General features: G+C 65.4%; 21 protein-coding genes. 10 read left to right on the top strand and 11 right to left on the bottom strand.

All coding sequences use genetic code 11. The features are described from left to right. The first annotated feature begins 24 nt into the window (after positions 1-24). Together aat and infA are read left to right on the top strand one after the other, a co-directional pair. A complete protein-coding gene (gene aat, locus ACW7G2_RS01845; protein ID WP_456972120.1) occupies positions 25-777 on the top strand; it encodes a leucyl/phenylalanyl-tRNA--protein transferase in 753 nt (250 codons plus the stop codon). A gap of 90 nt (positions 778-867) precedes the next feature. After that, positions 868-1,086: a translation initiation factor IF-1 gene (infA, locus tag ACW7G2_RS01840; protein WP_095209467.1), complete on the top strand. Its 219-nt coding sequence runs from the start codon at positions 868-870 to the stop codon at positions 1,084-1,086. A 112-nt stretch (positions 1,087-1,198) separates the two neighbouring features. Here infA and clpA read toward each other — a convergent pair whose 3' ends face one another. Both clpA and clpS read right to left on the bottom strand, forming a co-directional pair. Beyond that, positions 1,199-3,481, bottom strand: a complete 2,283-nt coding sequence (gene clpA, locus ACW7G2_RS01835) for an ATP-dependent Clp protease ATP-binding subunit ClpA (protein ID WP_456972118.1) — start codon at positions 3,479-3,481, stop codon at positions 1,199-1,201. 78 nt (positions 3,482-3,559) lie between these two features. Next, the gene (gene clpS / locus ACW7G2_RS01830) at positions 3,560-3,880 is read right to left on the bottom strand and encodes an ATP-dependent Clp protease adapter ClpS (protein ID WP_456972116.1); all 321 of its coding nucleotides are present in this window, start codon (positions 3,878-3,880) and stop codon (positions 3,560-3,562) included. 96 nt (positions 3,881-3,976) lie between these two features. On the opposite strand from clpS, the gene ACW7G2_RS01825 reads away from it, so the two are divergent. The 5 genes from ACW7G2_RS01825 (at position 3,977) to ACW7G2_RS01805 (ending at position 9,124) form a co-directional block, all read left to right on the top strand. Then, positions 3,977-4,465, top strand: a complete 489-nt coding sequence (locus ACW7G2_RS01825) for an NUDIX hydrolase (RefSeq protein WP_456972224.1) — start codon at positions 3,977-3,979, stop codon at positions 4,463-4,465. A gap of 88 nt (positions 4,466-4,553) precedes the next feature. Next, on the top strand, positions 4,554-5,717 hold the full coding sequence (gene mnmA / locus ACW7G2_RS01820; RefSeq protein WP_456972114.1) for a tRNA 2-thiouridine(34) synthase MnmA: 1,164 nt from the start codon (positions 4,554-4,556) through the stop codon (positions 5,715-5,717). Further along, complete coding sequence (hflD, locus tag ACW7G2_RS01815; protein ID WP_456972222.1) at positions 5,717-6,316, top strand: high frequency lysogenization protein HflD; 600 nt, start codon at positions 5,717-5,719, stop codon at positions 6,314-6,316. Before mnmA ends, hflD begins: the two co-directional genes overlap by 1 nt. A gap of 112 nt (positions 6,317-6,428) precedes the next feature. Continuing rightward, positions 6,429-7,658 carry an amidohydrolase gene (locus tag ACW7G2_RS01810; protein WP_456972112.1) on the top strand — a complete coding sequence of 410 codons (1,230 nt, stop codon included), beginning with the start codon at positions 6,429-6,431 and terminating at the stop codon, positions 7,656-7,658. Beyond that, a complete protein-coding gene (locus tag ACW7G2_RS01805; RefSeq protein ID WP_456972110.1) occupies positions 7,658-9,124 on the top strand; it encodes an MFS transporter in 1,467 nt (488 codons plus the stop codon). Before ACW7G2_RS01810 ends, ACW7G2_RS01805 begins: the two co-directional genes overlap by 1 nt. Positions 9,125-9,444: 320 nt before the next feature. Here the strand turns inward: ACW7G2_RS01805 and acnB are convergent, their stop codons facing one another. The 3 genes from acnB to ACW7G2_RS01790 are packed head-to-tail and all read right to left on the bottom strand — an operon-like array spanning position 9,445 to position 12,731. Beyond that, complete coding sequence (gene acnB, locus ACW7G2_RS01800; RefSeq protein WP_456972108.1) at positions 9,445-12,042, bottom strand: bifunctional aconitate hydratase 2/2-methylisocitrate dehydratase; 2,598 nt, start codon at positions 12,040-12,042, stop codon at positions 9,445-9,447. Positions 12,043-12,090: 48 nt separating this feature from the next. Continuing rightward, positions 12,091-12,492: a PIN domain-containing protein gene (locus tag ACW7G2_RS01795; protein WP_456972106.1), complete on the bottom strand. Its 402-nt coding sequence runs from the start codon at positions 12,490-12,492 to the stop codon at positions 12,091-12,093. Continuing rightward, positions 12,489-12,731, bottom strand: coding sequence for an AbrB/MazE/SpoVT family DNA-binding domain-containing protein (locus ACW7G2_RS01790; protein WP_456972104.1), 243 nt, complete (start codon positions 12,729-12,731; stop codon positions 12,489-12,491). The genes ACW7G2_RS01795 and ACW7G2_RS01790 overlap by 4 nt, the downstream gene beginning before the upstream one ends. A gap of 169 nt (positions 12,732-12,900) precedes the next feature. Between ACW7G2_RS01790 and acnA the strand changes: the two genes are divergently transcribed. Further along, positions 12,901-15,672 carry an aconitate hydratase AcnA gene (gene acnA / locus ACW7G2_RS01785; protein ID WP_456972102.1) on the top strand — a complete coding sequence of 924 codons (2,772 nt, stop codon included), beginning with the start codon at positions 12,901-12,903 and terminating at the stop codon, positions 15,670-15,672. Positions 15,673-15,778: 106 nt separating this feature from the next. On the opposite strand, the gene ACW7G2_RS01780 is transcribed toward acnA, so the two are convergent. Beyond that, the gene (locus ACW7G2_RS01780; protein ID WP_456972100.1) at positions 15,779-16,129 is read right to left on the bottom strand and encodes a nuclear transport factor 2 family protein; all 351 of its coding nucleotides are present in this window, start codon (positions 16,127-16,129) and stop codon (positions 15,779-15,781) included. A 276-nt stretch (positions 16,130-16,405) separates the two neighbouring features. Between ACW7G2_RS01780 and ACW7G2_RS01775 the strand changes: the two genes are divergently transcribed. Together ACW7G2_RS01775 and ACW7G2_RS01770 are read left to right on the top strand one after the other, a co-directional pair. Further along, the gene (locus ACW7G2_RS01775) at positions 16,406-18,082 is read left to right on the top strand and encodes a long-chain fatty acid--CoA ligase (RefSeq protein ID WP_456972098.1); all 1,677 of its coding nucleotides are present in this window, start codon (positions 16,406-16,408) and stop codon (positions 18,080-18,082) included. Positions 18,083-18,259: 177 nt separating this feature from the next. Beyond that, complete coding sequence (locus ACW7G2_RS01770; protein WP_456972096.1) at positions 18,260-19,141, top strand: crotonase/enoyl-CoA hydratase family protein; 882 nt, start codon at positions 18,260-18,262, stop codon at positions 19,139-19,141. A gap of 7 nt (positions 19,142-19,148) precedes the next feature. Here ACW7G2_RS01770 and ACW7G2_RS01765 read toward each other — a convergent pair whose 3' ends face one another. From ACW7G2_RS01765 to ACW7G2_RS01745, 5 genes are all read right to left on the bottom strand, one after another. Continuing rightward, entirely contained in the window at positions 19,149-21,341 is a 2,193-nt protein-coding gene (locus ACW7G2_RS01765; protein ID WP_456972094.1) for an ATP-binding protein, read from the bottom strand. A gap of 8 nt (positions 21,342-21,349) precedes the next feature. Then, positions 21,350-22,414, bottom strand: coding sequence for an HD domain-containing phosphohydrolase (locus tag ACW7G2_RS01760; protein ID WP_456972092.1), 1,065 nt, complete (start codon positions 22,412-22,414; stop codon positions 21,350-21,352). A gap of 183 nt (positions 22,415-22,597) precedes the next feature. Further along, the gene (gene lysS / locus ACW7G2_RS01755) at positions 22,598-24,136 is read right to left on the bottom strand and encodes a lysine--tRNA ligase (protein ID WP_456972090.1); all 1,539 of its coding nucleotides are present in this window, start codon (positions 24,134-24,136) and stop codon (positions 22,598-22,600) included. A 60-nt stretch (positions 24,137-24,196) separates the two neighbouring features. After that, positions 24,197-25,322, bottom strand: a protein-coding gene (gene prfB, locus ACW7G2_RS01750) for a peptide chain release factor 2 (RefSeq protein WP_456972088.1) whose coding sequence is annotated in 2 segments (ribosomal slippage) — positions 24,197-25,249 and positions 25,251-25,322 — 1,125 coding nt in all. Because the reading frame shifts where the segments join, the coding sequence is not laid out codon by codon here. A gap of 30 nt (positions 25,323-25,352) precedes the next feature. Further along, positions 25,353-25,895, bottom strand: a complete 543-nt coding sequence (locus tag ACW7G2_RS01745; RefSeq protein ID WP_456972086.1) for a LytTR family DNA-binding domain-containing protein — start codon at positions 25,893-25,895, stop codon at positions 25,353-25,355. Positions 25,896-26,021 lie beyond the last annotated feature (126 nt).

Below are 26,021 nucleotides of genomic sequence, written 5' to 3'. Positions count from 1 at the left end.
CAGGTCAGCCTCTAGAATGTGGGGATGCATTTCCGCCCGCCGCTGCTGTCTGCCGATCCGGATGCGCCGTTTCCGCCGGTGGAATCCGCCCTGCGTGAGCCGGACGGGCTGCTGGCGATCGGCGGCTGTTTGTCCCCTGCCCGACTGCTCAACGCGTACCGTCACGGCATCTTTCCCTGGTATTCGCAGGGTCAGCCGGTCCTGTGGTGGAGTCCGGATCCGCGCATGGTGTTCCACACCGACGGTGTGCACCTGGCCTCCCGGTTCCGCCGCACCCTGCGCCGCAGCAGCTGGGAGCTGCGCGCCGATTGCGCCTTCGCCGAAGTGGTCGAAGCCTGCGCCAAGGCACCGCGTCCCGGCCAGGCAGGCACTTGGATCACCGATCCGATGCGCCAGGCCTACCAGCAGTTGCACGACCTCGGCCACGCCCACAGCGTGGAGGTGTATGACGGCACTCGCCTGGTGGGTGGAATCTATGGCGTGGCCGTAGGCCGGATGTTCTTCGGCGAAAGCATGTTCAGCGCCGAATCGGGCGGTTCCAAGGCAGCGCTGGCCGGACTGGCCCGGTGGCTGTCAATGAATGGCTGGCCGCTGCTCGATGCCCAGGTGGAAAATGCGCACCTGCTGCGGATGGGGGCGGAGCGCTGGCCAAGGACGCGCTTCCAGGCCGAAGTGCAGCGCCTGGCCGCCCTGCCGGGTCTGGTCGGGTCCTGGAACGAGCCATTCGGCCGGGTTCCCGCGGCCGACCTGGTCCCACCCACCCCCGGTCCGGGCTGAGCCGGGCTTTGCCCGCGGACTTGGCCGTGTGGCATAATGGTTGACTGTTTTCATGGGCCGACCTCAGGCCCGCCAACCGACACAGGACGCATGGCGAAAGACGACGTCATAGAATTTGAAGGCACCGTTTCCGAGACCCTCCCGAACACCATGTTCCGGGTCAAGCTCGAGAACGGACACGAGATCATTGCCCACATCTCCGGGCGGATGCGCAAGCACTACATCCGCATCCTCACCGGCGACCGGGTCAAGGTAGAGATGACTCCCTACGACCTGACCAAGGGCCGTATCACCTACCGGATGAAGTAACCGCGCAGCGCCCAGGCGCGCCGGATACAGCGAAGGCGGCCAATGGCCGCCTTCTTTGTGTGCCCGCTGTTCGTGGACGCGCCCTTCCCGGGCGCGCCGCCGCACCGGGTGTTCACTCCACTGCGGCAGGCAGCAGCTTCTCCGACTCCGGCCAGGACTCGACCACCAGCTCGTCGTCCTTCACCTGCACGCTGACCCGGCCGCCGTTGACCAGCTTGCCGAACAGCAGCTCGTCGGCCAGCGGACGCTTGATCCGGTCCTGGATGATCCGCGCCATCGGGCGCGCGCCCATCTGCGGGTCGAACCCGTGCCTGGCCAGCCACTCCCGCGCCTCGGCGCTTGCGGTGACGGTGACATTCTTCTCCTGCAGCTGGCTCTCCAGCTCGATCAGGAACTTGTCCACCACCCGCAGGATGTGGTCGAAACCCAGCGACTGGAACTGGACGACCGCGTCCAGACGGTTGCGGAACTCCGGGGTGAAACTCTTGCGGATCACCTCCATCGCATCCGTGCTGTGATCCTGCTGCGTGAAACCGATGCTGCGCCGCGCGGCGTGGGCGGCCCCGGCGTTGGTGGTCATCACCAGGATCACGTTGCGGAAGTTGGCCTCGCGTCCATTGGTATCGGTGAGCACGCCGCGGTCCATCACCTGCAGCAGGATATTGAAGATGTCCGGGTGGGCCTTTTCCACCTCGTCCAGCAGCAGCACACAGTGCGGCGTCTTGACGATCTTTTCGGTCAGCAGGCCGCCCTGGTCAAAGCCCACGTAACCCGGGGGAGCACCGATCAGGCGGCTCACCGAATGCGACTCCATGTACTCGGACATATCGAAGCGCACCAGTTCAATGCCCAGCTGCAGCGCAAGCTGGCGGGTGACCTCGGTCTTGCCCACGCCGGTGGGGCCGGCGAAGAGGAAGTTGCCGATCGGCTTGTCCGGGTTCGCCAAGCCCGAGCGGGCCAGCTTGATCGCCGAGGCCAGCGTCTCGATCGCCGGATCCTGGCCGAAGATCACCATCTTGAGATTGCGCTCCAGGTGGCCCAGCACATCCTTGTCCGAAGCGCTGACCTGCTTGGCCGGAATCCGCGCCATCTTGGCGACGATTGTCTCCATTTCTTCCACATCGATCAGCTGCTTGCGCACGTCCTCTGGCAGCAGGCGCTGGCGCGCGCCGGCCTCGTCCATCACATCGATGGCCTTGTCCGGCAGCAGACGGTCGGCAATATGCTTGACCGACAGGTCCACGGCCGCCTGAAGGGCATCATCGGCGTAGGTGACGTCGTGGTGGGCCTCGTACCTGGGCTTGAGCCCGCGCAGGATCTCGAAGGCCTCGCTGGTGGTCGGCTCCACGATGTCGATCTTCTGGAAACGCCGGGCAAGCGCGCGGTCCTTTTCGAAGATGCCGCGGTATTCCTGGAACGTGGTCGAGCCGATGCAGCGCAGCTCCCCGGAAGCCAACGCCGGCTTGATCAGGTTGGACGCATCCATGGTGCCGCCGGAGGCCGAGCCGGCACCGATGATGGTGTGGATCTCATCGATGAACAGCACCGCGCCGTCGTGCTTGCGGATCGCCGTCAGCACCGCTTTCAGGCGCTTCTCGAAGTCACCCCGGTACTTGGTGCCGGCCACCAGCGCGCCCAGGTCGAGCGAATAGATGGTGGCATCGGCAAGCACCTCGGGCACCTCGCCATCGACGATGCGCTTGGCCAGCCCTTCGGCAATCGCGGTTTTGCCTACGCCGGCCTCGCCTACGTAGAGCGGGTTGTTCTTGCGCCGACGACACAGGATCTGGATCGTGCGCTCGATTTCCTCGGCCCGGCCCACCAGCGGGTCGATCCTGCCCTCGCGGGCCATCTGGTTCAGATCGGTCGCGTACTCGCTCAGGGCGTCACCCTTGGTCTCGCCGCCTCCGCTGCCGCTGCCTTCCTCGGCCTCCTCGCCGCTGGGTGTCGGCTCATCGTCGCCAGCCTTGGCAATGCCGTGCGACAGGTAGTTCACCACGTCCAGCCGGGTGACATCCTGCTGGTTGAGGTAGTAGACCGCGTGCGAGTCCTTCTCGCCGAAGATGGCCACCAGCACGTTGGCACCGGTGACTTCCTTCTTGCCCGATGACTGCACGTGATAGACAGCCCGCTGCAACACGCGCTGGAAGCCGAGCGTGGGCTGGGTGTCCCGCCCGTCATCGTCGGGAAGCTTGGAAACGGTGGTCAGGATCGCCTGCTCCAGCTCGGATCGCAGGCGCTGGAAATCGGCTCCGCTGGCCTTGAGCACTGCTTCCGCCGACGGGTTGTCGAGCAATGACAGGAGCAGGTGCTCGACCGTCATGTACTCGTCGCGTGCCTGTCGGGCGTGCTTGTAGCACTGGCCGATGGTGTATTCGAGATCCTTGCTGAACATGGGGCTGGGTGCCTCCGAAAGTAGCTACTGCTGCCTTGGATGGGGGCGATGACGCCGGATTTCCACCGCCCTCCCCGTTTACGCTTTTTCCATGGTGCAGAGCAAGGGGTGCTGGTTCATCCTTGAGTATTCATTCACCTGCGCAACCTTGGACTCGGCCACCTCGCGGCTGAAAACGCCGCAGACCCCCCGGCCGCGGGTGTGGACGTGCAGCATGACCTGGGTGGCGCGTTCAACGTCCAGAGCGAAGAAGCGGACCAGGATCTCAACCACGAAATCCATGGGCGTGTAGTCGTCATTGAGCAGGATCACCGAATAAAGCGGCGGTCGCGCGACCTCCGGCCGGTCAGCCTGTACCGCAACGCCGTGGTCGCGTTCGTGTTCGTTCTTGCGTGTCATGGAGCTGATTATACGGGCCCGGTGCATCCGCCACGTAGACGCCGCCGGGCCGCGCAAGGACAATGTGGGATGTTTGAAGACCCGAACGCCCCTGATATGAGCTACCGCGAAGGCCGATTCTGGCAGCCAGACGTCACCGTGGCCACGCTGGTCGTGGAGGGTGGTCGACTGCTGTGCGTGGAAGAACGCGTCAGCGGCCAGCTGGTGATCAATCAGCCGGCGGGACACCTGGAGCCGGACGAAAGCCTGGTGGACGCCGCCGTACGCGAGACCCTGGAAGAAACCGGCTGGCAAGTGCGGTTGACCGCTTTCGTCGGCGCCTACCAGTGGAAGGCCCCCGTGGCCGAAGACGGCAGCGGCGGCCGCCACTACCTGCGGTTCGCGTTCGTGGGCGAGCCGGTCGCCCACGATCCAGAGCGGCCGCTGGATGATGGCATCCTGCGGGCCCTGTGGCTGACCCCTGCGGAGCTGCAGGAATCCGCCGCGCGCCACCGCAGCCCGCTGGTGTGGCGAACTGCCGCGGACTTCCTGGCCGGTCGCAGGTTCCCGCTCTCGCTGCTCAACCAGCTGCCTGACACCGCCTGACCACGCTGGTCAGGCACGACCGCCCTTGCCGGCAGGCGATCAGGCCCACATACAAGCCCTACCCTCCCCGCACTCATCGCCCACCCTTATGACCTCCCCGCGCACCATCATCGGCATGTCCGGCGGCGTCGACTCATCCGTCGCCGCCCTGCTGCTGCGCGATGCCGCCGAGCCGCTGGCCGCGCTGTTCATGCAGAACTGGGCCGATGACGGCAGCGGTGATTGTCGGGCCGAGGATGACCGCCGCGATGCGGTAGCGGTCAGCGGCCGGCTGGATATCCCGATCCACTTCCGCGATTTTTCCGGCGAATACTGGCAGGGGGTGTTCGAGCATTTCCTGGCCGAATACGCCACCGGCCGCACGCCCAATCCCGACGTGCTGTGCAACCGCGAGATCAAGTTCAAGCACTTCCTGGACGCCGCCCGCGAGTTGGGTGCCGAGCGGATCGCCACCGGCCACTACGCCCGGATCGACCGCCAGGGCGGTCGCTGGCGGCTGCTTCGCGCCCGCGATGCGGCCAAGGACCAGAGCTATTTCCTGCATCAGCTGGGACAGGAGCAGCTCGCTGCCACCGTGTTCCCGCTGGGCGAGCTGGTGAAGGCCAACGTGCGCACCATGGCCCGCGAGGCCGGGCTGCCGACGGCGGAGAAGAAGGATTCCACCGGCATCTGCTTTATCGGCGAGCGCGACTTCCGCGAGTTCCTGGGACGCTATCTGCCCGCGCAGGCCGGCGAAATCCGTACCCCCGCGGGCCAGGTGCTGGGCGAACATCCGGGCGTGTTCTATTACACCCTGGGCCAGCGCGGCGGGCTCAACCTGGGTGGCGTGCGCGGCTTTGCGCCGGCGCCCTGGTACGTGGTGGGCAAGGATGTAGCCAGCAACGTGCTGTACGTCGACCAGGGCGGTGACAGTCACTGGCTGATGTCCACAACGACCTGGACCGAGCTGGCCCACTGGATTGCCGGCGCTCCGCCTGCGGCCACATTCGAATGCCTGGCCCAGACCCGGTACCGCCAGCCGCCCGAGCCGTGCCGGGTGCAGGTGAGCGATGACGGGCGCCTTGAAGTGACCTTCCAGCGACCCCAGCGCGCCGTCACCCCCGGTCAGTCACTGGTGCTCTACGACGGTGATGTGTGCCTGGGCGGAGCCGTGATCGAGACCACCGACGCCCCGCTGGAGCGCAGCCACAACCCGTCAGCAGGTACCATTGCCGACCTTGGATCCGCACTACGGAGTGCAGCAGCAGAATGATGCAGGAACGGGTACTGGCCCTCGCTGGCCTTGCGCAGGCGCTCAAACAGGTGCGCCGGATCGCCGAGACCGGCCAGGCCGACGCCGCGGTGCTTGGCACCGCGCTGCAGAGTGTGCTCCGCATGGATGCCGCCTCGGCTGAGGACGTCTACGGCGGCGCCGAGTTCGTACGCCCCGGCCTGCGCCTGCTGCACGGCTACTTCAACAACCTGCCCGACGATGAGCAGCTGCCCAAGCTGGCCCTGGCGGTGATGCAGCTGGAACGCCGCTTCATCAACGACGGCGAAATGGTCCAGCGCGTGCAGCGCGGCATTGCCGCCGCCAATATCGAAGCGGCCCGCACCAGCCCTACCCATCCTGAGGTCCTCAGCAGTCTGGGCACCCTGTATGCCGACACCGTCAGCCACCTGCGCCCCCGGGTCATGGTGCAGGGCAATCCGCACTACCTGGGCCAGGCCGACATCGTTTCTGAAATCCGCGCGGTGCTGCTCGCTGCGGTGCGCTCGGCGGTGCTGTGGCGCCAGATGGGCGGCAGCTACCTGGATTTCCTGCTGCGTCGCAAACAGCTGCTGGCGGCGGTGGAGCAGATGCTCGCCTGAGCCAACGGGAGTGGCCGATTTTGTCACTCCGTTGACCCCGGAATGTGGATAGGATGGCGACGATGGCCGCGTCTGGCGCGGCTCACCGTCCAGTCACTGCCCGGGAGGCGCCATGTCGATCCAGACCATCCTGTCCGACCTCGATTCCAGCAGGGAAATCCTCGAGGAGCTCTACCGGCATTTCCACCGCCATCCCGAACTGTCGCTGCAGGAATACAAGACAGCTGACCGGATTGAGCAGGAGCTGCGCTCGCGCGGCATCGAGGAGGTGCAGCGGATCGCCAAGACCGGCCTGGTAGTGGTCCTGCGCAACGGCGACGGCCCCATCGTCGCGATGCGCGGCGACATTGATGCCCTGCCGATGGCCGAGCGCTCCGGCGTGGCATACGCCGCCGAGGGCGTGACCCAGGTGGACGAGACCACCGGCCAGGAAACTCCGGTCGCCCACACCTGCGGCCATGACATGCACATCGTCTGCCTGCTGGGCGCGACATGGGCGCTGCACGCCAATCGCAACGCGTGGTCCGGCACCTTCATCGCGGTGTTCCAGCCCGGCGAGGAGAACGCCGCCGGCGCCAAGGCCATGGTCGCTGACGGGATCGTGGACAAGGTACCCAGGCCGGACGTGTACCTGGGGCAGCACGTGCTCGGCTCGCTGCCCGGTGGCGCGGTCGGCATCCGCAGCGGCCCGCTGTTTTCGGCCGCGGCCTCGATCGAGATCATCTTGCACGGCAAGGGTTCGCACGGCTCGATGCCGAACCTGGGCGTGGACCCGATCGTGCTGGGCGCGGCGATCGTCAGCCGCCTGCAGACCATCGTCTCGCGCGAAGTGGCGCCCAGGGAAACCGCGGTGGTCACGGTGGGAAGCTTCCATGCCGGCAGCAAGTCCAACATCATTCCCGACTCCGCCGTGCTGCAGCTCAACACCCGCGCCTTCGACAAGGACGTGGAAAAGCACCTGCACGAGGCGATCGAGCGCATTGTCCGCGCCGAATGCGAGGCCGCCCGTTCGCCGAAGCCGCCAGAGTTCCGCTACTACGACCAGTACCCGCTGACCTCCAACCACGAGGAGCCCACGGTCCGCGTGCGCGCCGCCTTCGACGCGTTCTTCGGCGACGATTCGGTTGACATGTCGCCGGTGCCGGCCTCGGAGGACTTCTCCGTCATTCCCGATGCATTCGGCTGCCCCTACACTTACTGGGGCCTGGGTGGATTCGAAGACTGGAAGAACGCGCCCGGCAACCATTCGCCGTTCTTCGCGCCCGACATCCAGCCCACCCTGGACCGTGGCATCGAAGCGATCGTGGTCGCCGTCTCCCCCTGGCTGATGGGAGACAAATGATGGCCACCGCAACTACTTCCGCAACCGACGCCAGCGGCTTCAAAGGCAACGACTCGGCCCTGCTGGGCATCGTGCTCGCCGTCATCACCTTCTGGCTGTTTGCCCAGACCACCATGAACATCGGCCCGCTGATGGCCGACGACGTCGGCATGCCGATGCCGGTGATGAACATCGCCATTTCACTGTCGGCGCTGTTCTCGGGGATGTTCATCGTGGTCCTCGGCGGTCTCGGCGACCGGTTTGGCCGGGTGAAGATCGTCTTCTTCGGAAACATCCTCAATATCGTTGGTTCGCTGCTGATCGCGTTCGCGATCGAGGGCGCCCTGGCCACGCCAATGATCCTGCTGGGCCGCATCCTCCAGGGCCTTGCTGCAGGCGCGATCATGCCCTGCACGATGGCGCTGCTGAAGGTCTACTGGGATGGCAAGCAGCGCCAGCGCGCCGTGTCGATGTGGTCGATCGGCTCCTGGGGCGGCTCGGGCCTGACCGCCATCTTCGGCGGCTTCATGGCCTCCACCGTTTTCGGCTGGCGCTCGATCTTCATCATCTGCGCGCTGGTTTCGGTGGCCTCGATCGCGCTGATGCGGCAGATCCCGGAATCCGCGCCGCTGGCCGGGCGTCCCGGCAAGACCGACTGGACCGGCATCATCTCCATGGCCGTCGGTCTGGCGGCGCTGCTGATCGTGGTCACGCAGGGCTCCACGATCGGCTGGGCGAACCTGGCCACCTGGGCGCTGTTCGCGGTGTTCCTGGCGGCCTTCGGGATCTTCGTCAACGCCGAGCTGAAGGCGGCCTACCCTTTGGTGGATTTCAAGCTGTTCCGGAACTCGGTCTTCACCGGCGCGACCATCTCGAACTTCCTGATCAATGGCACCGCCGGCGCGCTGACGGTTTCGCTGTGGGTGCTGCAGGGCGCTGCGGGCATGTCCGCAGCCACGGCCGGCTACCTCACCCTCGGCTACGCGATCTTCATCATCGCCTTCATCCGGGTGGGCGAAAAGCTGCTGCAGCGCTTCGGGCCGCGCAAGCCGATGCTCTGGGGCTGCCTGATCGTGCTGGTCTCGATCCTGCTGCTGATGGCCACCCACACCCTGCAGTGGCAGTACTCGATCCTGGCGATCGTTGCCTACTCCCTGTTCGGCCTGGGCCTGGCCTTCTACGCCACGCCCTCCACCGACGCGGCGCTGACCAACCTGCCAGGCGATCAGGCGGGCGCAGGCTCTGGCATCTACAAGATGGCCTCGTCCCTCGGCGCAGCATTCGGCGTCGCGGCGTCCGCCGCCCTCTTCACCGCACTGTCGACAACGGGGCTGGAAGTGGTCGGCACCGTGATCGAGTTCTCTGGCCGGCAGGACAACCTGGCTGTGCGCGAAGCCGGCATGGTGGGCCTGGCATTCAACGCGCTGATGGCGATCGCGGCGCTGATCTCGGTGACGATCTTCATTCCGAAGCAGAAGAAGGGCTGACCAGGCCGATTTTCACGCGGCTTCGCGCGCATGGCGCGCTCCTACAGAGGGCCTGGCTTCGCTCGCGTGGCCCGTTTGGCGGAGGCGGCCGATTTTGCGCACGCGGCCCGTTCGACGGAAGGCGGCCCGTTTTTCGCAAGCTGCCGTTCGACCGGAAGCGGCCGGTTCTTCGCACTCGGCCCGTCCGACCGGAGGCGACCCGTTCTTCGCACGCGGCCCGTCCAACCGGCAACGTTGTAGGAGCGCGCCATGCGCGCGAAGCCGCGTGACAAAAAAACGCCCCGGATGTCCGGGGCGTTCCGTGTCACTTCCCGCCTTGATCAGGCCGTCGCTGGTTCCTCAGCCTCAACCTCCCGATACTCCTCGATCTGGTCGAAGTTCATGTAGCGGTAGATCTCGTCGGCATGCCCGTCGATCACACCCACGTCGACCAGGTACTCCTCGCGCGTCGGGATGCGGCCCAGGCGTGAGCAGATTGCCGCCAGCTCCGCCGAGCCCAGGTACACGTTGGCACCACGCCCCAGGCGGTTGGGGAAGTTGCGGGTCGAGGTGGACATGACCGTGGCGCCCTCGCGCACCTGGGCCTGGTTGCCCATGCACAGCGAGCAGCCCGGCATCTCCAGCCGCGCGCCGGCGGCACCAAAGGTGCCGTAATGGCCTTCCTTGGTCAGCTCGGCCGCATCCATCTTGGTCGGCGGGGCGACCCACAGACGGGTCGGGATATCGCGCTTGCCTTCCAACAGCTTGGCCGCCGCGCGGAAGTGACCGATGTTGGTCATGCACGAACCGATGAACACCTCGTCGATCTTGTTGCCGGCCACGTCGGACAGGGTCTTGGCATCGTCCGGGTCATTGGGACAGCACACGATCGGCTCGATGATCTCGTCCAGGTCGATCTCGATCACCGCGGAGTACTCGGCGTCGGCGTCCGCCTCCATCAGCTGCGGGTCGGCCAGCCACTGTTCCATCTTGTCGATCCGGCGCTGGATGGTGCGCGCGTCGGAATAGCCTTCTGAGATCATCCACTTCAACAGCGTGATGTTGCTGGTGAGATATTCAATGATCGGCGCCTTGTCCAGGCGCACGGTGCAGGCGGCGGCGGAGCGCTCGGCCGAGGCGTCGGCCAGTTCGAAGGCCTGTTCGATCTTCAGGTCGGGCAGGCCCTCAATCTCGAGGATCCGGCCGGAGAAGATGTTCTTCTTGCCCTGCTTGGCCACGGTCAGCAGGCCCTGCTTGATCGCGTACAGCGGGATCGCGTGCACCAGGTCGCGCAGGGTCACGCCGGGCTGCATCTTGCCCTTGAAGCGCACCAGCACCGATTCAGGCATGTCCAATGGCATCACGCCGGTCGCGGCGGCGAAGGCCACCAGGCCCGAGCCCGCCGGAAACGAAATGCCGATCGGGAAGCGGGTGTGCGAGTCGCCACCGGTGCCCACCGTGTCGGGCAGCAGCATGCGGTTGAGCCAGGAGTGGATGATGCCGTCGCCCACGCGCAGGCTGACGCCGCCGCGGGTGGAGATGAACTCCGGCAGGGTGTGGTGGGTCTTCACGTCCACCGGCTTCGGGTAGGCGGCGGTGTGGCAGAACGACTGCATGACCAGGTCCGAGCTGAAGCCCAGGCAGGCCAGATCCTTCAGCTCATCGCGGGTCATCGGACCGGTGGTGTCCTGGGAACCCACGGTGGTCATCTTCGGCTCACAGTAGGTGCCCGGGCGCACGCCCTGCCCCTCCGCCAGGCCGCAGGCACGGCCGACCATCTTCTGCGCCAGGGTGAAGCCCTTGCCGGTATCGGCCGGCACCACGGACTGGCGGAACAACCCGGCAGCAGGCAGGCCCAGCGACTCACGCGCACGGGCAGTCAGGCCGCGGCCGATGATCAGCGGGATCCGGCCGCCCGCACGCACTTCGTCAAACAGCACGTCACTCTTGAGCTCGAACTCGGCGATCACTTCGCCGTTCTTCAGCGCCTTGCCCTCGTAGGGGCGCAGCTCGATGACGTCGCCGTGCTCCATCTTCGACACGTCCAGCTCGATCGGCAGTGCGCCCGCGTCCTCCATGGTGTTGTAGAAGATCGGTGCAATGTTGCCGCCCAGGCAGACACCACCGGCGCGCTTGTTGGGCACGTACGGAATGTCATCGCCGGTCCACCACAGCACGCTGTTGGTGGCCGACTTGCGGCTTGAGCCGGTGCCGACCACGTCGCCCACGTAGGCAACCAGGTGGCCCTTCTCCTTGAGCTTGAGAATCTCGCCGATCGGACCGCGCTTGCCGTCTTCCTCGGGCACGAACGGCGCGTCGGGGCGCTTGTTCTTGAGCATCGCCAGCGCGTGCATCGGGATGTCGGGACGGGTGGTGGCGTCGGGCGCCGGCGACAGGTCGTCGGTGTTGGTCTCGCCGGGCACCTTGAACACGGTGATGGTCATCGACTCCGGCACTTCCGGATTCGAAGTGAACCACTCGGCATCGGCCCAGCTCTGCATCACGGCCTGGGCATTGGCATTGCCGCCCTTGGCCTTTTCTTCCACGTCATGGAAGGCATCGAAGACCAGCAGGGTCTTCTTCAGGCCGTCGGCGGCGATCGGTCCCAGCAGGTCATCGTCCAGCAGGTCGATCAGCGGCGACACGTTGTAGCCGCCCAGCATGGTGCCCAGCAGCTCGGTGGCGCGCTCGCGGCTGATCAGCGCATTCTGCTCGCTGCCCAGGGCCAGCGCAGCCAGGTACGAGGCCTTGACCTTGGCGGCTTCGTCAACGCCCGCAGGCACGCGGTGGGTGATCAGGTCCAGCAGGAACTGCTCTTCGCCGGCGGGCGGGTTCTTGAGCAGTTCGATGACATCGGCGGTCTGCTGCGCATCGAGCGGCAGCGGCGTGATACCGAGCGCTTCGCGTTCGGCGGCGTGTTGGCGATAGGCTTGCAACATAGTGCACAAAACTCCGGATTCGTGGGAATGAAATGGACCAGGCCGGACTCAGTCGGGCCGTGGCACGACCAGCTTCAGGCCCTTGAAGTAGTCGCGATAAAAGGATTGGTCGTGGGTGATCAGGCCGTCGCACTGCAGCAGCGCGTGGGCACCAACCAGGAAATCGGCCACCGGGCGCATCGGGCCGCCACGTTGGCGCTGGCGCCGGTGCATTTCGCCGGCGCGCACGGCGGACTTGGACTCGATGGCGCCAAAGCGGATGCCCATTTCCTCGAGCACCGCCACCACCCCGTCGCCGCCCTGCAACGCGCTGCAGACTTCCGCCAGCACCACGTCACACACCACCACCGGCCCGACGCTCAGGCTGCGGCGCAGGCTGGCCTCGGCGGCATCGGCCAGCGGCCCGTCGGCCAGCAGGTCGACGAGCACGGGGGAGTCAATGGCAATCATGCGCCGCTGTCGTCCCGGTCGCGGCCGCGCAAGGCGTCAACCGCCGCCTCGCTGGAATCGAAGCCGTCAAGGCGGAACCGGCCCCGGGCGCGGGACACGGCATCGTCCACGCTTTTGCGCAGGATGATCCGCCCCCCTTCCAGCTCGACCTTCAGCGCAGTGCCCTTGGTCAGACCCAGCGCATCACGGACCGCCTTGGGCAGGGTGATCTGGCCGCGTTCTGCAACGGTGACTTCCACCGGGATCTCCTGGGGGAACCGAATATGCGCACATTATACATACTTTTTTACGCATACCTGACGTGCCATATCCTGCTGATGCCTCCACCCGTCACCGAAGCTGAACCGGATATCCGTACACTGTCTGTTTACATCGCCGCGCCCACGCATCCAGTTACAGGAGGTTCCAATGACCGATTCCTTTGCCGCCCGCAGTACCTTTGAGGTCAACGGCAAGACCTATACCTATGCCAGCCTGCCCAAGCTCGGCGAGCGCTTCGATATCGCCCGGCTGCCGTTTTCCATGAAGATCCTGCTGGAGAACCTGCTGCGCCACGAGGACGGCGTATCCGTGCAGGCCAGGCATATCGAAGCCGTGGCCAACTGGGACCCCGCGGCCGAGCCGGATACCGAGATCGCCTTCATGCCCGCGCGCGTGGTGCTGCAGGACTTCACCGGCGTGCCCTGCGTGGTGGACCTTGCGGCAATGCGCGATGCGGTGGTGAAACTGGGCGGCCGGCCCGAGCAGATCAATCCCCAGATTCCTTCGGAGCTGGTGATCGACCACTCGGTGCAGGTCGACGCGTTCGGCCGTGCCGAGGCGCTGGACATCAACGGCCGCATCGAATTCGAGCGCAACAAGGAGCGCTATGGCTTTCTGCGCTGGGGCCAGAACGCATTCCAGGACTTCAAGGTGGTACCGCCCAACACCGGCATCGTCCACCAGGTGAACCTGGAGCACTTGGCGCGGGTGGTGTTCGAACGCGAGATTGACGGCACCCTGTGGGCCCTGCCCGACACCGTGTTCGGCACCGACTCGCACACCACCATGATCAACGGCATCGGGGTGCTCGGCTGGGGCGTGGGCGGGATCGAGGCCGAAGCGGCCATGCTCGGCCAGCCCTCCTCCATGCTGATTCCGCAGGTGGTGGGCTTCAAGCTCACCGGCAGGATGCCCGAGGGTGCGACCGCCACCGACCTGGTGCTCACCGTCACCGAGATGCTGCGCAAGCACGGCGTGGTCGGCAAGTTTGTCGAGTTCTTCGGCGAAGGCCTGCAACATCTGCCGCTGGCCGACCGCGCCACCATCGGCAACATGTCGCCGGAATACGGCGCCACCTGCGGCATTTTCCCGATCGATGCCGAAGCCATCACTTACCTGCGCCTGTCCGGTCGCAGCGAGGAGCACATTGCCCTGGTCGAGACCTACGCCAAGGCCCAGGGCCTGTGGCATGAGCCGGGCGCGCCGGAGGCGGAGTATTCATCCGTCCTGGAGCTGGACATGGGCACCGTCAGGCCGTCCCTGGCCGGCCCGCGCCGTCCGCAGGATCGCGTGCTGCTGGAAGACATGAAGCAGAATTTCCATGACAACGTCGGTCCCCTGGTCTCACGCCGCGAAATCGGGCGCGATCGCCAGATCGGCCGCTTCGAAAAGGACGGGGGTGACCAGCCACAAGCTGAGCACCTGGCGGCCAAGCCGGTCTCCACGATCTGCGTGGATGACTGCCAATACCAGATCCACGACGGCTCGGTGGTGATCGCTGCCATCACGTCGTGCACCAACACCTCCAACCCGGCGGTGATGCTTGGCGCTGGCCTGGTGGCGCGCAACGCGGCGGCCAAGGGGCTCAGGCCCGCGGCGTGGGTCAAGACCTCCCTCGCTCCCGGATCGCTGGTGGTCACTGACTACCTGAACAAGGCGGGCCTGATGGACGACCTGGAGCAGATGGGTTTTTACCTGGTCGGTTACGGCTGCACCACGTGCATCGGCAACTCCGGTCCGCTGCCGGAGGCGGTGTCGAAAGGCATTGCGGAGAACGACCTCGCCGTGGCTTCAGTGCTTTCCGGCAACCGCAACTTCGAGGGCCGGATCCACCCCGAAGTAAAGATGAACTACCTCGCCTCGCCGCCGTTGGTGGTGGCCTATTCGATCGCCGGCACCGTGGATATCGACCTGACCACCGAGCCTCTGGGCAAGGACAACGACGGCAACGACGTCTACCTGCGCGACATCTGGCCCAGCAACAAGGAGATCGGCGACCTGATTGCCGCCACCGTGGGGCCGGAGCTGTTCAAGCAGAACTACGCCGACGTGTTCACTGGCGACGATCGCTGGAACTCCATGGATTCGCCCGACAGCGAGCTCTACCCATGGAGCGACGATTCCACCTATATCAAGAACCCGCCCTACTTCGATGGCATGACCATGGAAGTGGGCAGCATCGAGGACGTGCGCGGTGCGCGCGTGCTCGGCCTGTTCGGCGACTCGATCACCACCGACCACATCTCGCCGGCCGGCGCGATCAAGGCCGACTCGCCTGCGGGACGGTTCCTGCAGTCCAAGGGCGTGCTGCCTGCGGACTTCAACAGTTATGGCTCGCGCCGCGGCAACGATGACGTGATGGTGCGCGGCACCTTCGCCAACATCCGCATCAAGAACCTGTTCTTCGGCGGCGAGGAAGGTGGCAACACCCTGTACTTCGGCGCTGGTGGTGGTAGTCAAGGCCGGCCCGAGAAGATGTCGATCTACGACGCGGCGATGAAGTACAAGACCGACGGCGTGCCGCTGGTGGTGATTGCAGGAGAGGAGTACGGAACCGGCTCGTCACGTGACTGGGCCGCAAAGGGCACCGTCCTGATGGGGGTCAAGGCGGTCATTGCCGCCAGCTTCGAGCGCATCCACCGCTCCAACCTGGTGGGCATGGGCGTGCTGCCGCTGCAGTTCAAGGATGGCGAGAACGCGCAGACCCTGGGCCTGGACGGCACCGAGACCTTCGACATCACCGGGCTGGAGGATGGCAACGCCCGTACGGCCACCGTGGTGGCCCGCAGCGAGGATGGCAGCGAGAAACGCTTTGAGGTCCACGTGCTGCTGCTGACGCCCAAGGAAGTCGAGTACTTCCGCCATGGAGGACTGCTGCATTACGTGCTGCGCGACCTGGCTTCCCGCACCGCCGCGTAAGCCGGTTTGGGCCGGACCGGACGCAAGCCCGGTCCGGCACCTCATAAAGCCACCGACACTGTTTGTCGGTGGCTTTTTCATTCCCACACCAGCGACTGGGCCCGGTCTAGCGCGCAGCGGTCCAACGTGCGCTGGTGATGCGCCATTGCCCGTCTTCCATCTGCCAGCCGGTCTCCACCTGATATAGGTTGGCCTGATCTGGAAGCAGTCGTCCGGACCCGCCGGTCAGCGCCGCGCTGAAGCGGACCGTGGCGTGCGGTTCCTGCAGCTGGATCTCCAGCGGCCCCATGGTCAGGCCGACCGACTGGTGCTGCATCATGTACAGCGCAGCGGTGCGCCGTGCCTGGTCACGGTCCATTCCGCCCGGACCGATGAAGTCTTCGGCCAGGTGCCGCCGCAGCGCTCCGGCATCGCGGCTCTCGATGCTCTGCTGCACCTCCACCACTGTCTGACGCAACGCCTCCTCAGGCTCCGTCCGTGCGCAACCCGACGCCAACATCAGGGCGCAAACGATGCCGGAAAACAGCCATCCCCCCGCCATTCCCAATGCATCCCGTCGCGTTCCATCCACCCCTCGCATCGTGTCTGTGCTCCTTGTCAAAGTGCCGAGCGTAACGCGTCCGCGCGCCGTCACCAGCCGCCTTGCCAGCTTCCGCGGCGCTATGCTCCAATCCGGTGACAGCGCGCGCGGACGACATTGCACACGCGCAACAATATTCAGGGAGTGGAATTCATGACCATCGAACGCCCTTGGTTGGCGAGCTATCCCCAGGGCACGCCGGCGCAGATCAACGCCGACGAGTTCGCTTCAATTCCGGAAGTCCTGCAGGACGCGCTTGAAAAGTATCGCGACCGCCCGGCCTTCTCCAACATGGGCGTGACCCTGAACTACGCGCAGATCGATGAGCTGAGCCAGCAGTTTGCGGCTTATCTGCTGGGCGAGTTGAAACTCAAGAAGGGCGACCGGGTGGCAATCATGATGCCCAACTGCCTGCAATACCCCATCGCCACCTTCGGCGTGCTGCGCGCGGGGCTGACCGTGGTCAACGTCAACCCCATGTACACCGCGCGCGAGCTGCGCCACCAGCTCGGCGATGCCGGCGTGAGCGTGCTGCTGGTACTCGACAACTTCGGCCATACGGCGCAGAAGGCGCTGGAAAATCTGGATGTCCCCCACCTGATCACCACGGGTCTGGGCGACATGCTCGGCTTCCCCAAGGGCGCGATCGTGAACTTCGTACTGCGCCACGTGAAGAAGATGGTGCCCGACTACAGCCTCCCCGGTGCCGTGCGCTTCCGCGACACCCTGGCCGCCGGTCGCAAACACACACTGCCGAAAATTTCGATCTCACCGCAGGACATCGCCTTCCTGCAGTACACCGGTGGCACCACCGGCGTAGCCAAGGGCGCCATGCTCACCCACCGCAACATGGTGGCGAACATGGAACAGGCCTCTGCGTGGATTTCCACCGGGCTTGAGCCAGGCGGCGAGACGATCATCACCGCTCTGCCGCTGTATCACATCTTCGCGCTGACAGCGAACGGCCTGGTGTTCATGAAGCTCGGCGGACACAACTGGCTGATCACCAACCCGCGCGACATGCCCGGCTTCGTCAAGGAGCTGAAAAAGGTGCGCTTCACCGCCATCACCGGCGTCAACACCCTGTTCAATGGCCTGCTCAACACGCCAGGCTTTGACGAGGTGGATTTCTCATCGCTCAAGGTCGCCTTGGGCGGAGGCATGGCGGTGCAGCGTTCGGTGGCCGAGCGCTGGAAGAAGGTCACCGGCGTCACCCTCGTGGAAGCCTACGGCCTGACCGAGACTGCACCGGCCGCCTGCATCAACCCGATGAACCTGGCCGAATACAACGGCGCCATCGGCCTGCCCATCCCTTCAACCGACGCCTGCATCAAGGATGACGAGGGCAACATGCTGCCGACCGGTGAAGTCGGCGAACTGTGCATCCGCGGTCCGCAGGTGATGAAGGGCTACTGGCAGCGGCCGGAAGATACCGAGGCGGCCATCGACGCCGACAGCTGGCTGCACACCGGCGACATGGCGCGGATGGATGAGCAGGGCTTCTTCTATATCGTCGACCGCAAGAAGGACATGATCCTGGTCTCCGGATTCAACGTGTATCCCAACGAGGTCGAGGACGTGATCGCGATGATGCCGGGCGTGCTTGAAGTGGCCGCGGTGGGAGTCCCGGATGAAAAGTCCGGCGAGGTGGTCAAGCTGGTCGTGGTCAAGAAGGATGAAAGCCTGACCGCCGACCAGATCAAGGCCCATGCCCGCGAGAACCTGACCGGCTACAAGCAGCCGCGCATCATCGAATTCCGCCGGGAGCTGCCCAAGACCAACGTGGGCAAGATCCTGCGGCGCGAACTTCGCGACGATTCCCCGGAGTGATCCAGTGGGCGGCCTGCCGGCCGCCCAGCCCCTGTAACCGGCGGGAATACTTGCAGTTCTGCTGGATTCAGCGCATAGAAGGAACCGATCGGCCTGCATTCATCCGGGCCCTGCCCGGGGCCCGGATGGCCGGTCCCCGCTTTCCTTCCGTCCATTGATCCACAGGGGATTTACCCAATGAACAACGTTCAGCAGCTTCACCGTACCCGCCCGTTTCCCAGCATGCGCGTCGAGTCGGCCCCTTCCGGCGACGCCCACTGGCTGTATATGCACCACGGGCTCCAGCCGGGCGCGCGGCCCTGCTACCACCCGGCGTTGATGACCGAGATGTGGAGCTTCCTGAACTCGATCACGCTGCGTGAAAGCCAGCGCCAGCCGGGCCGCCTGCGTCATCTGGTTCTTGCGTCGGATGCTGCGGCCTTCAACCTCGGGGGAGACCTGGAGCTGTTTGCGCAGCTGATACGCAAAGGGGACCGTGAACCACTGCTCGACTACGCCCGCAAGTGCGTGGACGGCGTCCACCACATCCACAACGGACTTGGCGGCGATGTACGCACCATCGCCCTGGTACAGGGCGATGCGCTGGGCGGGGGACTGGAGATGGCCCTGGCCTGCCACACCATCGTGGCCGAGGAAGGCGTGAGCATGGGGCTGCCGGAAGTATTGTTCGGCCTCTTCCCCGGCATGGGCGCGTACTCGTTCCTGTGCAAGCGGGTATCGCCGCAGCTGGCGGAGAAGATCATCCTGGAAGGGAAAATCTATCGCAGCGAAGACATGTACGAAATGGGAGTAGTCGACATCCTGGTACCACCCGGCGAAGGCGAGGCAGCAGTCGCTGAGCTGATCCGCCGCCAGCAGCGTTCCGCCACCTCACACCTCGCACTCAATGCCGTACGCAACATTGCGCAGCCGGTAGGCTACGACGAGCTGATGGGCATCACCGAGGTGTGGGTGGATACCGCCTTGACCTTGAGTGATCGCTCACTCAAGACGATGGACCGGATCGTGAAAGCACAAACCCGGCGGATCTTCAGCAACGAGGCCGGAACCGGCAGCTGATCCCGGCTCAGCTTTCCCGGCCCAGGTCGCGGCCGCGCGTGTCAGCACCTCCGCGCGCGGCCACGGCCTGCTGGCCCAGCCTGTATTCCTGGGTCAATGCAGCCATCCGCTGCTTCCAGTCACGCCGCAGCTGCCACTCGGACAGGCGCATCAGCTCGCCGCTCTGGGCGGCAATCCTGACCAGCCCCAGGTTGCTGGCCACTCCCTTCAGCGCATGGGCGTGGTCACGCATGGCATTGCAATCTTCCGCCTTGCCCGCTGATTCAAGCCGTTCCAGGCATGCCGCCGCATCATCCATGCACTGGGCCACGAATTTGCGTACGAAGTCCTCACCCATGCCCAGGGAAGAGAGCTCATCAAGGACCGATGGGTCGAATCGGCCATCGGCGACGGCCCCCGCGGCGGCTATCCTCGCCTGCTCCTGGTCCACCGTGGTTTCCGCCGGCCGCAACCTGCCGCCCGAGGCCGCGATATCAGCCAGCAGGTCCAGCAGCCGGGAAACAGACACCGGTTTGGCGAGGAATGCGTGGGCACCCGCGCTGTGGCAGTTGGAAATGGCTTCCGTGGTGACATCCGCACTGAGGATGATCACCGGCGTTGCCGGAGCACCTGCCTGCATGGTCCGCAGCTGACCGAGCAGGTCAAGTCCACTGAGGCCAGGCATGTGCAGGTCACAGATGATGGCCTCGTAATCCGCCACTTCAACGGCGTCCAGCAGCGCTTCACCCCCGTCCACGCTGACCACCGCGTGGCCGGCCTTCTGCAGGATCCGTTCCAGCACCATGCGGTTGGCAGCGTGATCGTCTGCGATCAGCACCTGCATCGGCCGCACCCTTGCACGGTGGCGCAGGAAAGGATCGCCGAAAGCGATCACATTGGCCGCGGGGGCCGTGGAGCCGACCGGCCCGTCAAGCGCATCGTGCCCGGGCTGCCGGGCATCGGGGGTTTCCCGTGCAAACGGGAGTTCCACCCAGAACCGGCTGCCCACGTTCTCCCGGCTCTCGAACCCGATGCTGCCGCCCATGGCTTCGGTCAGCTTCTTGGCAATGCTGGTCCCAAGGCCGGTACCGCCAAAACCACGCACCAGGGTGCTGTCCACCTGCTCGAAGGCATTGAACAACCGCTCCCGGGCGGATTCGGGTATGCCGATGCCGGTGTCGGCCACGGTGAACTTCAGCCGCAGTTCTTCGGCATCGCTCCCGGCCAGTTCCACATCCAGCCGCACCGACCCTTCCCGGGTGAACTTGACCGCGTTGGCCACCAGGTTGATCAGCACCTGGCGCAGATGGTCGCTATCGCCGCGCAGACGCTCCGGCACATCCGGCGCAATCCGCGATTCGTAGTTCAGTCCCTTGGCCCGGGCGCCCGGCCGAAGCATCAGGTCCACGCCATTGACCGCTTCACGCAGATCGAAATCAGCGTCGGCCACCTTCAGCTTTCCGGCCTCGATTGCTGAAATGTCCAGCACATCCTCAACCAGGGAGAGCAGGTTCTGGGTGGAAGCGCGGACGGTGGCCAGGTACTCGCGCTGCTCGTTGTCCAAACGTGTGGTGGCCAGAAGCTCCGTTACCCCAGCCAGGCCGTTGAGCGGGGTTCTGAATTCGTGGCTCATGTTGGCCAGGAAGCGGCTCTTGGCCTGGCTGGCCCGCATTGCTTCGCGCGTGGCCCGCGTGAGCTCGCGCAGCAGCCCTGACAGGTACATCGGAACGGCCACGAGCCCCACCAGGAGCCCTAAACCAAGGATCAGGTTGGCCTGCCAATATGCATTGACGAACAGCGGCAGGCTGAAGCCTGCCACCGCCATGCCCATCGCCGCATACAGATAGCCGCTGCCATAGCGCAGGCCGTTGCCCACGGTGACCCACATGATCAGGACATAGACCCATGCCAACGGCTCACCCATGATGGTCATGGCTGCGGCCATCAGTCCGTAATCGGACACCATGCCGATCACCCGCCGTATGTGGGAGATGCCGGGTCTGGCAAGGATGCCGGCCAGCAGGCAGAGTCCGATGCAGAAGCCACTGAGCACCATCACCAGCACCTGCCCGTAGGCCGGGGGCCGGGAGCCGGTCATGTCGCTCCACAGCAGGTAAACCAGCACGACCAGCAGCAGTCCGAGGCGTACGGTTGCCTGGCCGTGTTCGCTGTCAGGCCGGTTTTCCAGCCTCAGCCTGACCCTTTGCAGCAGCGTACCCATGGTCGCACTCACTGCAGCTGGCGCCGCAACAATGGCGCCTCACCACCGAATTCAATGGCCAACTCCTCTACCCGGACGCGGTTGCGCAGCAGCGCATCCACACAGCCCGGGTCAAACAGCCGGCCGCTGTTGTCGGCGAGGTAAGTGAAGGCCTCCTCCAGGCTCCAGGCACGCTTGTACGGGCGTTTGGAGATCAGCGCGTCGAAGACATCCGCCACCGCGACAATGCGGGCCTCAACCGGGATGGCGTTGCCACGCAGCCCTTCGGGATATCCGCTGCCGTCGTATCGTTCCTGGTGATACAGGGCGATGGTGGCGCTGAGCTGGATAAAGCGGTTCTGGCTGCCGCTCAGCAACTCGTAACCGATCTGCGGATGCTTGCGCATCAGCTCCGTCTCCGCGTCGTCAAGCGGGCCGGGCTTCATCAACAGCGCGTCGGGAATCGCGATCTTGCCGATATCGTGCAGGGGCGCGGCAAGCTCGATCATCCGCACCTCTTCCTCGAACATGCCGAGTTCCTCGGCGATCACCCCGGCCACCCGGGCGACACGCTCCAGGTTGGCACTGGTGCCGGCGTCGCGGTAGGCGATCGCGCGCGCCAGCCGGGTCATGGTTTCGCGTTCGCGCTCCTCCACCTCGTGCATGCTCGCCAGCAGCCGCTGCTCAAGTGACAGGGCACGCTGTTTGACCGACTCGGAATGCTGGCGCAGCTGCAGCAGATTGCGACAGCGGGCGCGCAGCTCACGCGGCCGCACCGGTTTGACCAGGAAATCGATCACCCCGGCATCCAGTGCTGCCTGGCGCACGGGCTCGTCCCCCACCACCGTGACCAGCACGATCGGCACATCCCGATGCAGCAGCGGACGACGGAAACGCCGGGCGAACTCCAGCCCATCCATGCCGGGCATGCGGTAATCGAGCAGCAGCAGGTCCGGACGGTTTTCCTGGCACCACTGCAGCGCGACCTGGGGGTCATCGAAGTCGAGCACTTCCAGCTCGGGACCGATGTCCTCGATGATGTGGCGCAGCATGGTCCGCGCGGAAGTCTGGTCGTCGACGATGACGATATTCACATCGGCAATCCCGTTGGCTGGGGCCGGTTGATCCGGTTAGCGCCGGATGGTCGCCGCATCGTGGGGGAACAAGCAAGTCCGGCCGGCACTGTCGGCTTGCCTGTCCGCCCGCCTGCTCCCTCCGGACGCCTGCCCAGTATGCAACGTTCGTGGGGGCCTTGGCAGGACAGCCCTGCCGCCGGTCTAGTCCCGGGCGGGCCCGATAGCTTCGGGCCGCATATAGGGGAACAGCAGCACGTCGCGGATCGAAGATGAACCGGTCAGCAGCATCACCAGCCGGTCAATCCCAACGCCCAGGCCGCCGGTGGGCGGCAGGCCGACTTCCAGCGCGCGGATGTAGTCGCCGTCATAGTGCATGGCTTCGACATCGCCACCCTCCCGCGCCTGGACCTGGGCGCGGAAGCGGGCCGACTGTTCTTCGGCATCGTTGAGCTCGGAGAAGCCGTTGGCCATTTCCTTGCCGCCGATGAACAGCTCGAAGCGGTCGGTGATGCCGGGCTCGGTATCCGACTCGCGCGCCAGCGGGGATACCTCCACCGGGTAATGGGTGATGAAGGTGGGCTGCACCAGGCCTTCCTCGACGGTGGCCTCGAAGATCTCCAGCAGCAGCTTGCCCCAGCCCCAGTCGGGCTTCACCGGGGCCTTCAGCCGTGCACAGTGCGCGGCCAGTGCGTCCCGGTCGCGGCAGTCCGCCGCGCTGATTTCCGGATTCAGTTCGCGCACCGCCTCTTCCAGCTTCCAGCGCCGGAAGGCCGGCCCGACCTCGATGTCGTGGCCATCCCAAGCAAAGCTGGTGGTGCCCATGACTCCGGTGGCAACGTCGCGGATCATCGCTTCGGTCAGATCCATGATGTCCTCGTACGTGGCATAGGCCTCGTAGAGTTCGAGCATGGTGAATTCCGGATTGTGCCGGGTTGATACGCCTTCGTTGCGGAAGTTGCGGTTGATCTCGTAAACCCGCTCGAAGCCGCCCACCACCAGCCGCTTGAGATACAGCTCCGGAGCTACCCGGAGGTACAGGTCCAGATCCAGCGCATTGTGGTGGGTCACAAACGGACGCGCCGCTGCGCCGCCGGCGATGTAATGCATCATCGGCGTTTCCACTTCCAGAAACTGGCGCCCATCCAGCCAAGCGCGGATCGCGGCGATGATCCGCGAACGCTTCACGAACACCTCGCGCGCTTCGGGATTGACGATCAGGTCCACGTAACGCTGGCGATAGCGCTGTTCCACGTCGGCCAGGCCATGCCACTTGTCCGGCAGCGGCCGCAGCGACTTGGTCAACAGGCGCAGCGTCTCCACCTTCACCGACAGCTCGCCGGTGCGGGTGCGCATCAGCGTGCCTTCGGCCGCGACGATGTCGCCCACGTCCCAGCCCTTGAACGCGTCGTAGCGCTCGCCCAGCGCCGCCGACTGCAGAAACAGCTGTACCTGGCCGCTAACGTCCTGGATCTGTGCAAACGCCGCCTTGCCCATCACCCGTTTGGCCACCAGCCGCCCGGCCAGCGCGACCCGGCGCCCTTGCTGCTCCAGCGCCTCGCCGCTCCATGCCTCGGCATCGGCGTATTCGACCTGCAGGTCGCCGGCGTGGTCGGTGCGGCGGAAGTCGTTCGGAAACGCCCCGCCCTGCCCGCGCAGCGATGCCAGTTTGGCCCGACGTTCGGCGATCAGCCGGTTCTCGTCCTCGTGCGTGGGCTGGGATTCGGGGGTCTTGTCAGTCATGTAGCGGATCTCAAAAGCGGGGTGTCCCTGCCGCGCGGATCCGTGCGGCAGGGGAATGGATCAGTTGGCGTCGATGCGCTTGGAACCCACGGCCAAGCCGGACTTCAACGCGGCGGCCACGAATTCGTCCAGATCGCCATCCAGCACGTTCTGGGTGTCGCTGCGCTCGATGCCGGTGCGCAGGTCCTTGATCCGCGACTGGTCGAGCACGTAGTTGCGGATCTGGCTGCCCCAGCCGATATCGGACTTGGTGGCTTCCACCGCATCCCTTTCCGCGTTGCGTTTCTGCAGTTCCAGCTCGTACAACCTGGCGGCAAGCATTTTCATGGCCCGGTCGCGGTTGGCATGCTGGCTGCGTTCGGTCTGGCAGGCGGCCACGGTGCCGGTGGGCACGTGGGTCAGGCGCACCGCCGACTCGGTGGTGTTCACGTGCTGGCCACCCGCGCCGGACGAGCGGTAGACATCAAGCTTGATGTCGGCCGGATTGATCTGGATGTCGATATCGTCGTCGACTTCCGGCGACACGAACACCGAGGTGAAACTGGTGTGGCGGCGGGCGTCGGAATCGAAAGGCGATTTGCGCACCAGCCGGTGCACGCCGGTTTCGGTCTTGAACCAGCCGTAGGCGTAATCGCCCTCCACGCGGAAGGTGGCCGACTTGATGCCTGCCACGTCTCCCCCGCTCACTTCCATCAGCTCGGTCTTCCAGCCGCGGTCCTCGGCCCAGCGCAGGTACATGCGCAGCAGGATCTCGGCCCAGTCCTGGGCTTCGGTGCCGCCGGCGCCGGCCTGGATGTCGACGAAGGCCGCCGCACCGTCCATCTTGCCGGAGAACATGCGCTGGAATTCCAGCTCTTCCACGCCTGGGGCATAGCGTTCGATGTCCTCGGCCACCGCGTCCGCGGTTTCCTCGTCTTCTTCGGCATCGGCAAGGTCGAGCAGCTCGGAGGCGCCGGACAGGCCTTCCAGCAGGCCCTGGATCCCGTTCACGGTCTTGTCCAGCATCGAACGCTCGCGGCCCAATGCCTGGGCCCGTTCCGGATCGTTCCAGACGTCCGGATTTTCGAGTTCGCGCTCTACTTCTTCCAGGCGCTCGCGCTTGGCATCGTAGTCAAAGATACCCCCTGAGCGCTTCCAGCCGACGCTGCAGGTCGGCGATGCGCTGGCGGACAGGATTGAGTTCCATCGTGCTCGGGATAGGCAGTTGCGAAGCCGGCTAGTCTAGCAATTTCCGCCCGGTTGCCGCTGCGGCGGCGAATCTGGAGCGGACCGCCTCCCGATGGCTGCGGCTGCACGGAAGCACCGTGCCGTCACGCAGGTGGACACGGGCATCGCCTGTATCCAGCGGCTCGATCGATTCCACCTGGCGCAGGCGTACCAGGAAGCTGCGGTGGATCCGCACGAAGGAGTCCGGATCCAGCTTCTCCTCGATCCCGGCCAGCGTGCTGCGCAGGGGATAGGTCCGTCCGGCCACGTGCAGGTTCACATAGTTGCCCGAGGCCTGGAGCCATTCGATGTCATCCGCCGCAATCAGGAATTCGCGGCCCAGGGTTCGCACCAGGAAGTTGTCGGGAAACGCGCCCCGACGCTCTGGGATGCCCGGATCGGGCCTGTCCAGCAGCCGCGCCTCGCCCTGGAGCCTGCGCCACAGCCAACTGTAACCATGGGCCAGAAAGACGATCAGAGCGAAGGTCTGAACGTCCTTGAGATATTCATAGGGCAGGCCCAGCTGCCAATCGAAGCTGTAGCTATCGCCCATCAGGCATGGCCGGATTGTATCGGCGCGACGGGACTGCTCCCTGCAGCCCGTCCCTCCAGCCCCACGATCCGTCCCCTGGTCGCGTCGCTCAGGCACTTATGGATGGTCATCGCCTGGCCTGCCGGC

Source organism: Luteimonas sp. A277 (assembly GCF_054052045.1).
This window is presented reverse-complemented; position numbering and strand designations above follow the sequence as displayed.

Coding starts and splice junctions, on each gene's coding strand:
- aat (WP_456972120.1), top strand. CDS start 25: ATGCATTTCCGCCCGCCGCTGCTGTCTGCCGATCCGGATGCGCCGTTT.
- infA (WP_095209467.1), top strand. CDS start 868: ATGGCGAAAGACGACGTCATAGAATTTGAAGGCACCGTTTCCGAGACC.
- clpA (WP_456972118.1), bottom strand. CDS start 3,481: ATGTTCAGCAAGGATCTCGAATACACCATCGGCCAGTGCTACAAGCAC.
- clpS (WP_456972116.1), bottom strand. CDS start 3,880: ATGACACGCAAGAACGAACACGAACGCGACCACGGCGTTGCGGTACAG.
- ACW7G2_RS01825 (WP_456972224.1), top strand. CDS start 3,977: ATGAGCTACCGCGAAGGCCGATTCTGGCAGCCAGACGTCACCGTGGCC.
- mnmA (WP_456972114.1), top strand. CDS start 4,554: ATGACCTCCCCGCGCACCATCATCGGCATGTCCGGCGGCGTCGACTCA.
- hflD (WP_456972222.1), top strand. CDS start 5,717: ATGCAGGAACGGGTACTGGCCCTCGCTGGCCTTGCGCAGGCGCTCAAA.
- ACW7G2_RS01810 (WP_456972112.1), top strand. CDS start 6,429: ATGTCGATCCAGACCATCCTGTCCGACCTCGATTCCAGCAGGGAAATC.
- ACW7G2_RS01805 (WP_456972110.1), top strand. CDS start 7,658: ATGGCCACCGCAACTACTTCCGCAACCGACGCCAGCGGCTTCAAAGGC.
- acnB (WP_456972108.1), bottom strand. CDS start 12,042: ATGTTGCAAGCCTATCGCCAACACGCCGCCGAACGCGAAGCGCTCGGT.
- ACW7G2_RS01795 (WP_456972106.1), bottom strand. CDS start 12,492: ATGATTGCCATTGACTCCCCCGTGCTCGTCGACCTGCTGGCCGACGGG.
- acnA (WP_456972102.1), top strand. CDS start 12,901: ATGACCGATTCCTTTGCCGCCCGCAGTACCTTTGAGGTCAACGGCAAG.
- ACW7G2_RS01775 (WP_456972098.1), top strand. CDS start 16,406: ATGACCATCGAACGCCCTTGGTTGGCGAGCTATCCCCAGGGCACGCCG.
- ACW7G2_RS01770 (WP_456972096.1), top strand. CDS start 18,260: ATGAACAACGTTCAGCAGCTTCACCGTACCCGCCCGTTTCCCAGCATG.
- ACW7G2_RS01765 (WP_456972094.1), bottom strand. CDS start 21,341: ATGGGTACGCTGCTGCAAAGGGTCAGGCTGAGGCTGGAAAACCGGCCT.
- lysS (WP_456972090.1), bottom strand. CDS start 24,136: ATGACTGACAAGACCCCCGAATCCCAGCCCACGCACGAGGACGAGAAC.
- ACW7G2_RS01745 (WP_456972086.1), bottom strand. CDS start 25,895: ATGGGCGATAGCTACAGCTTCGATTGGCAGCTGGGCCTGCCCTATGAA.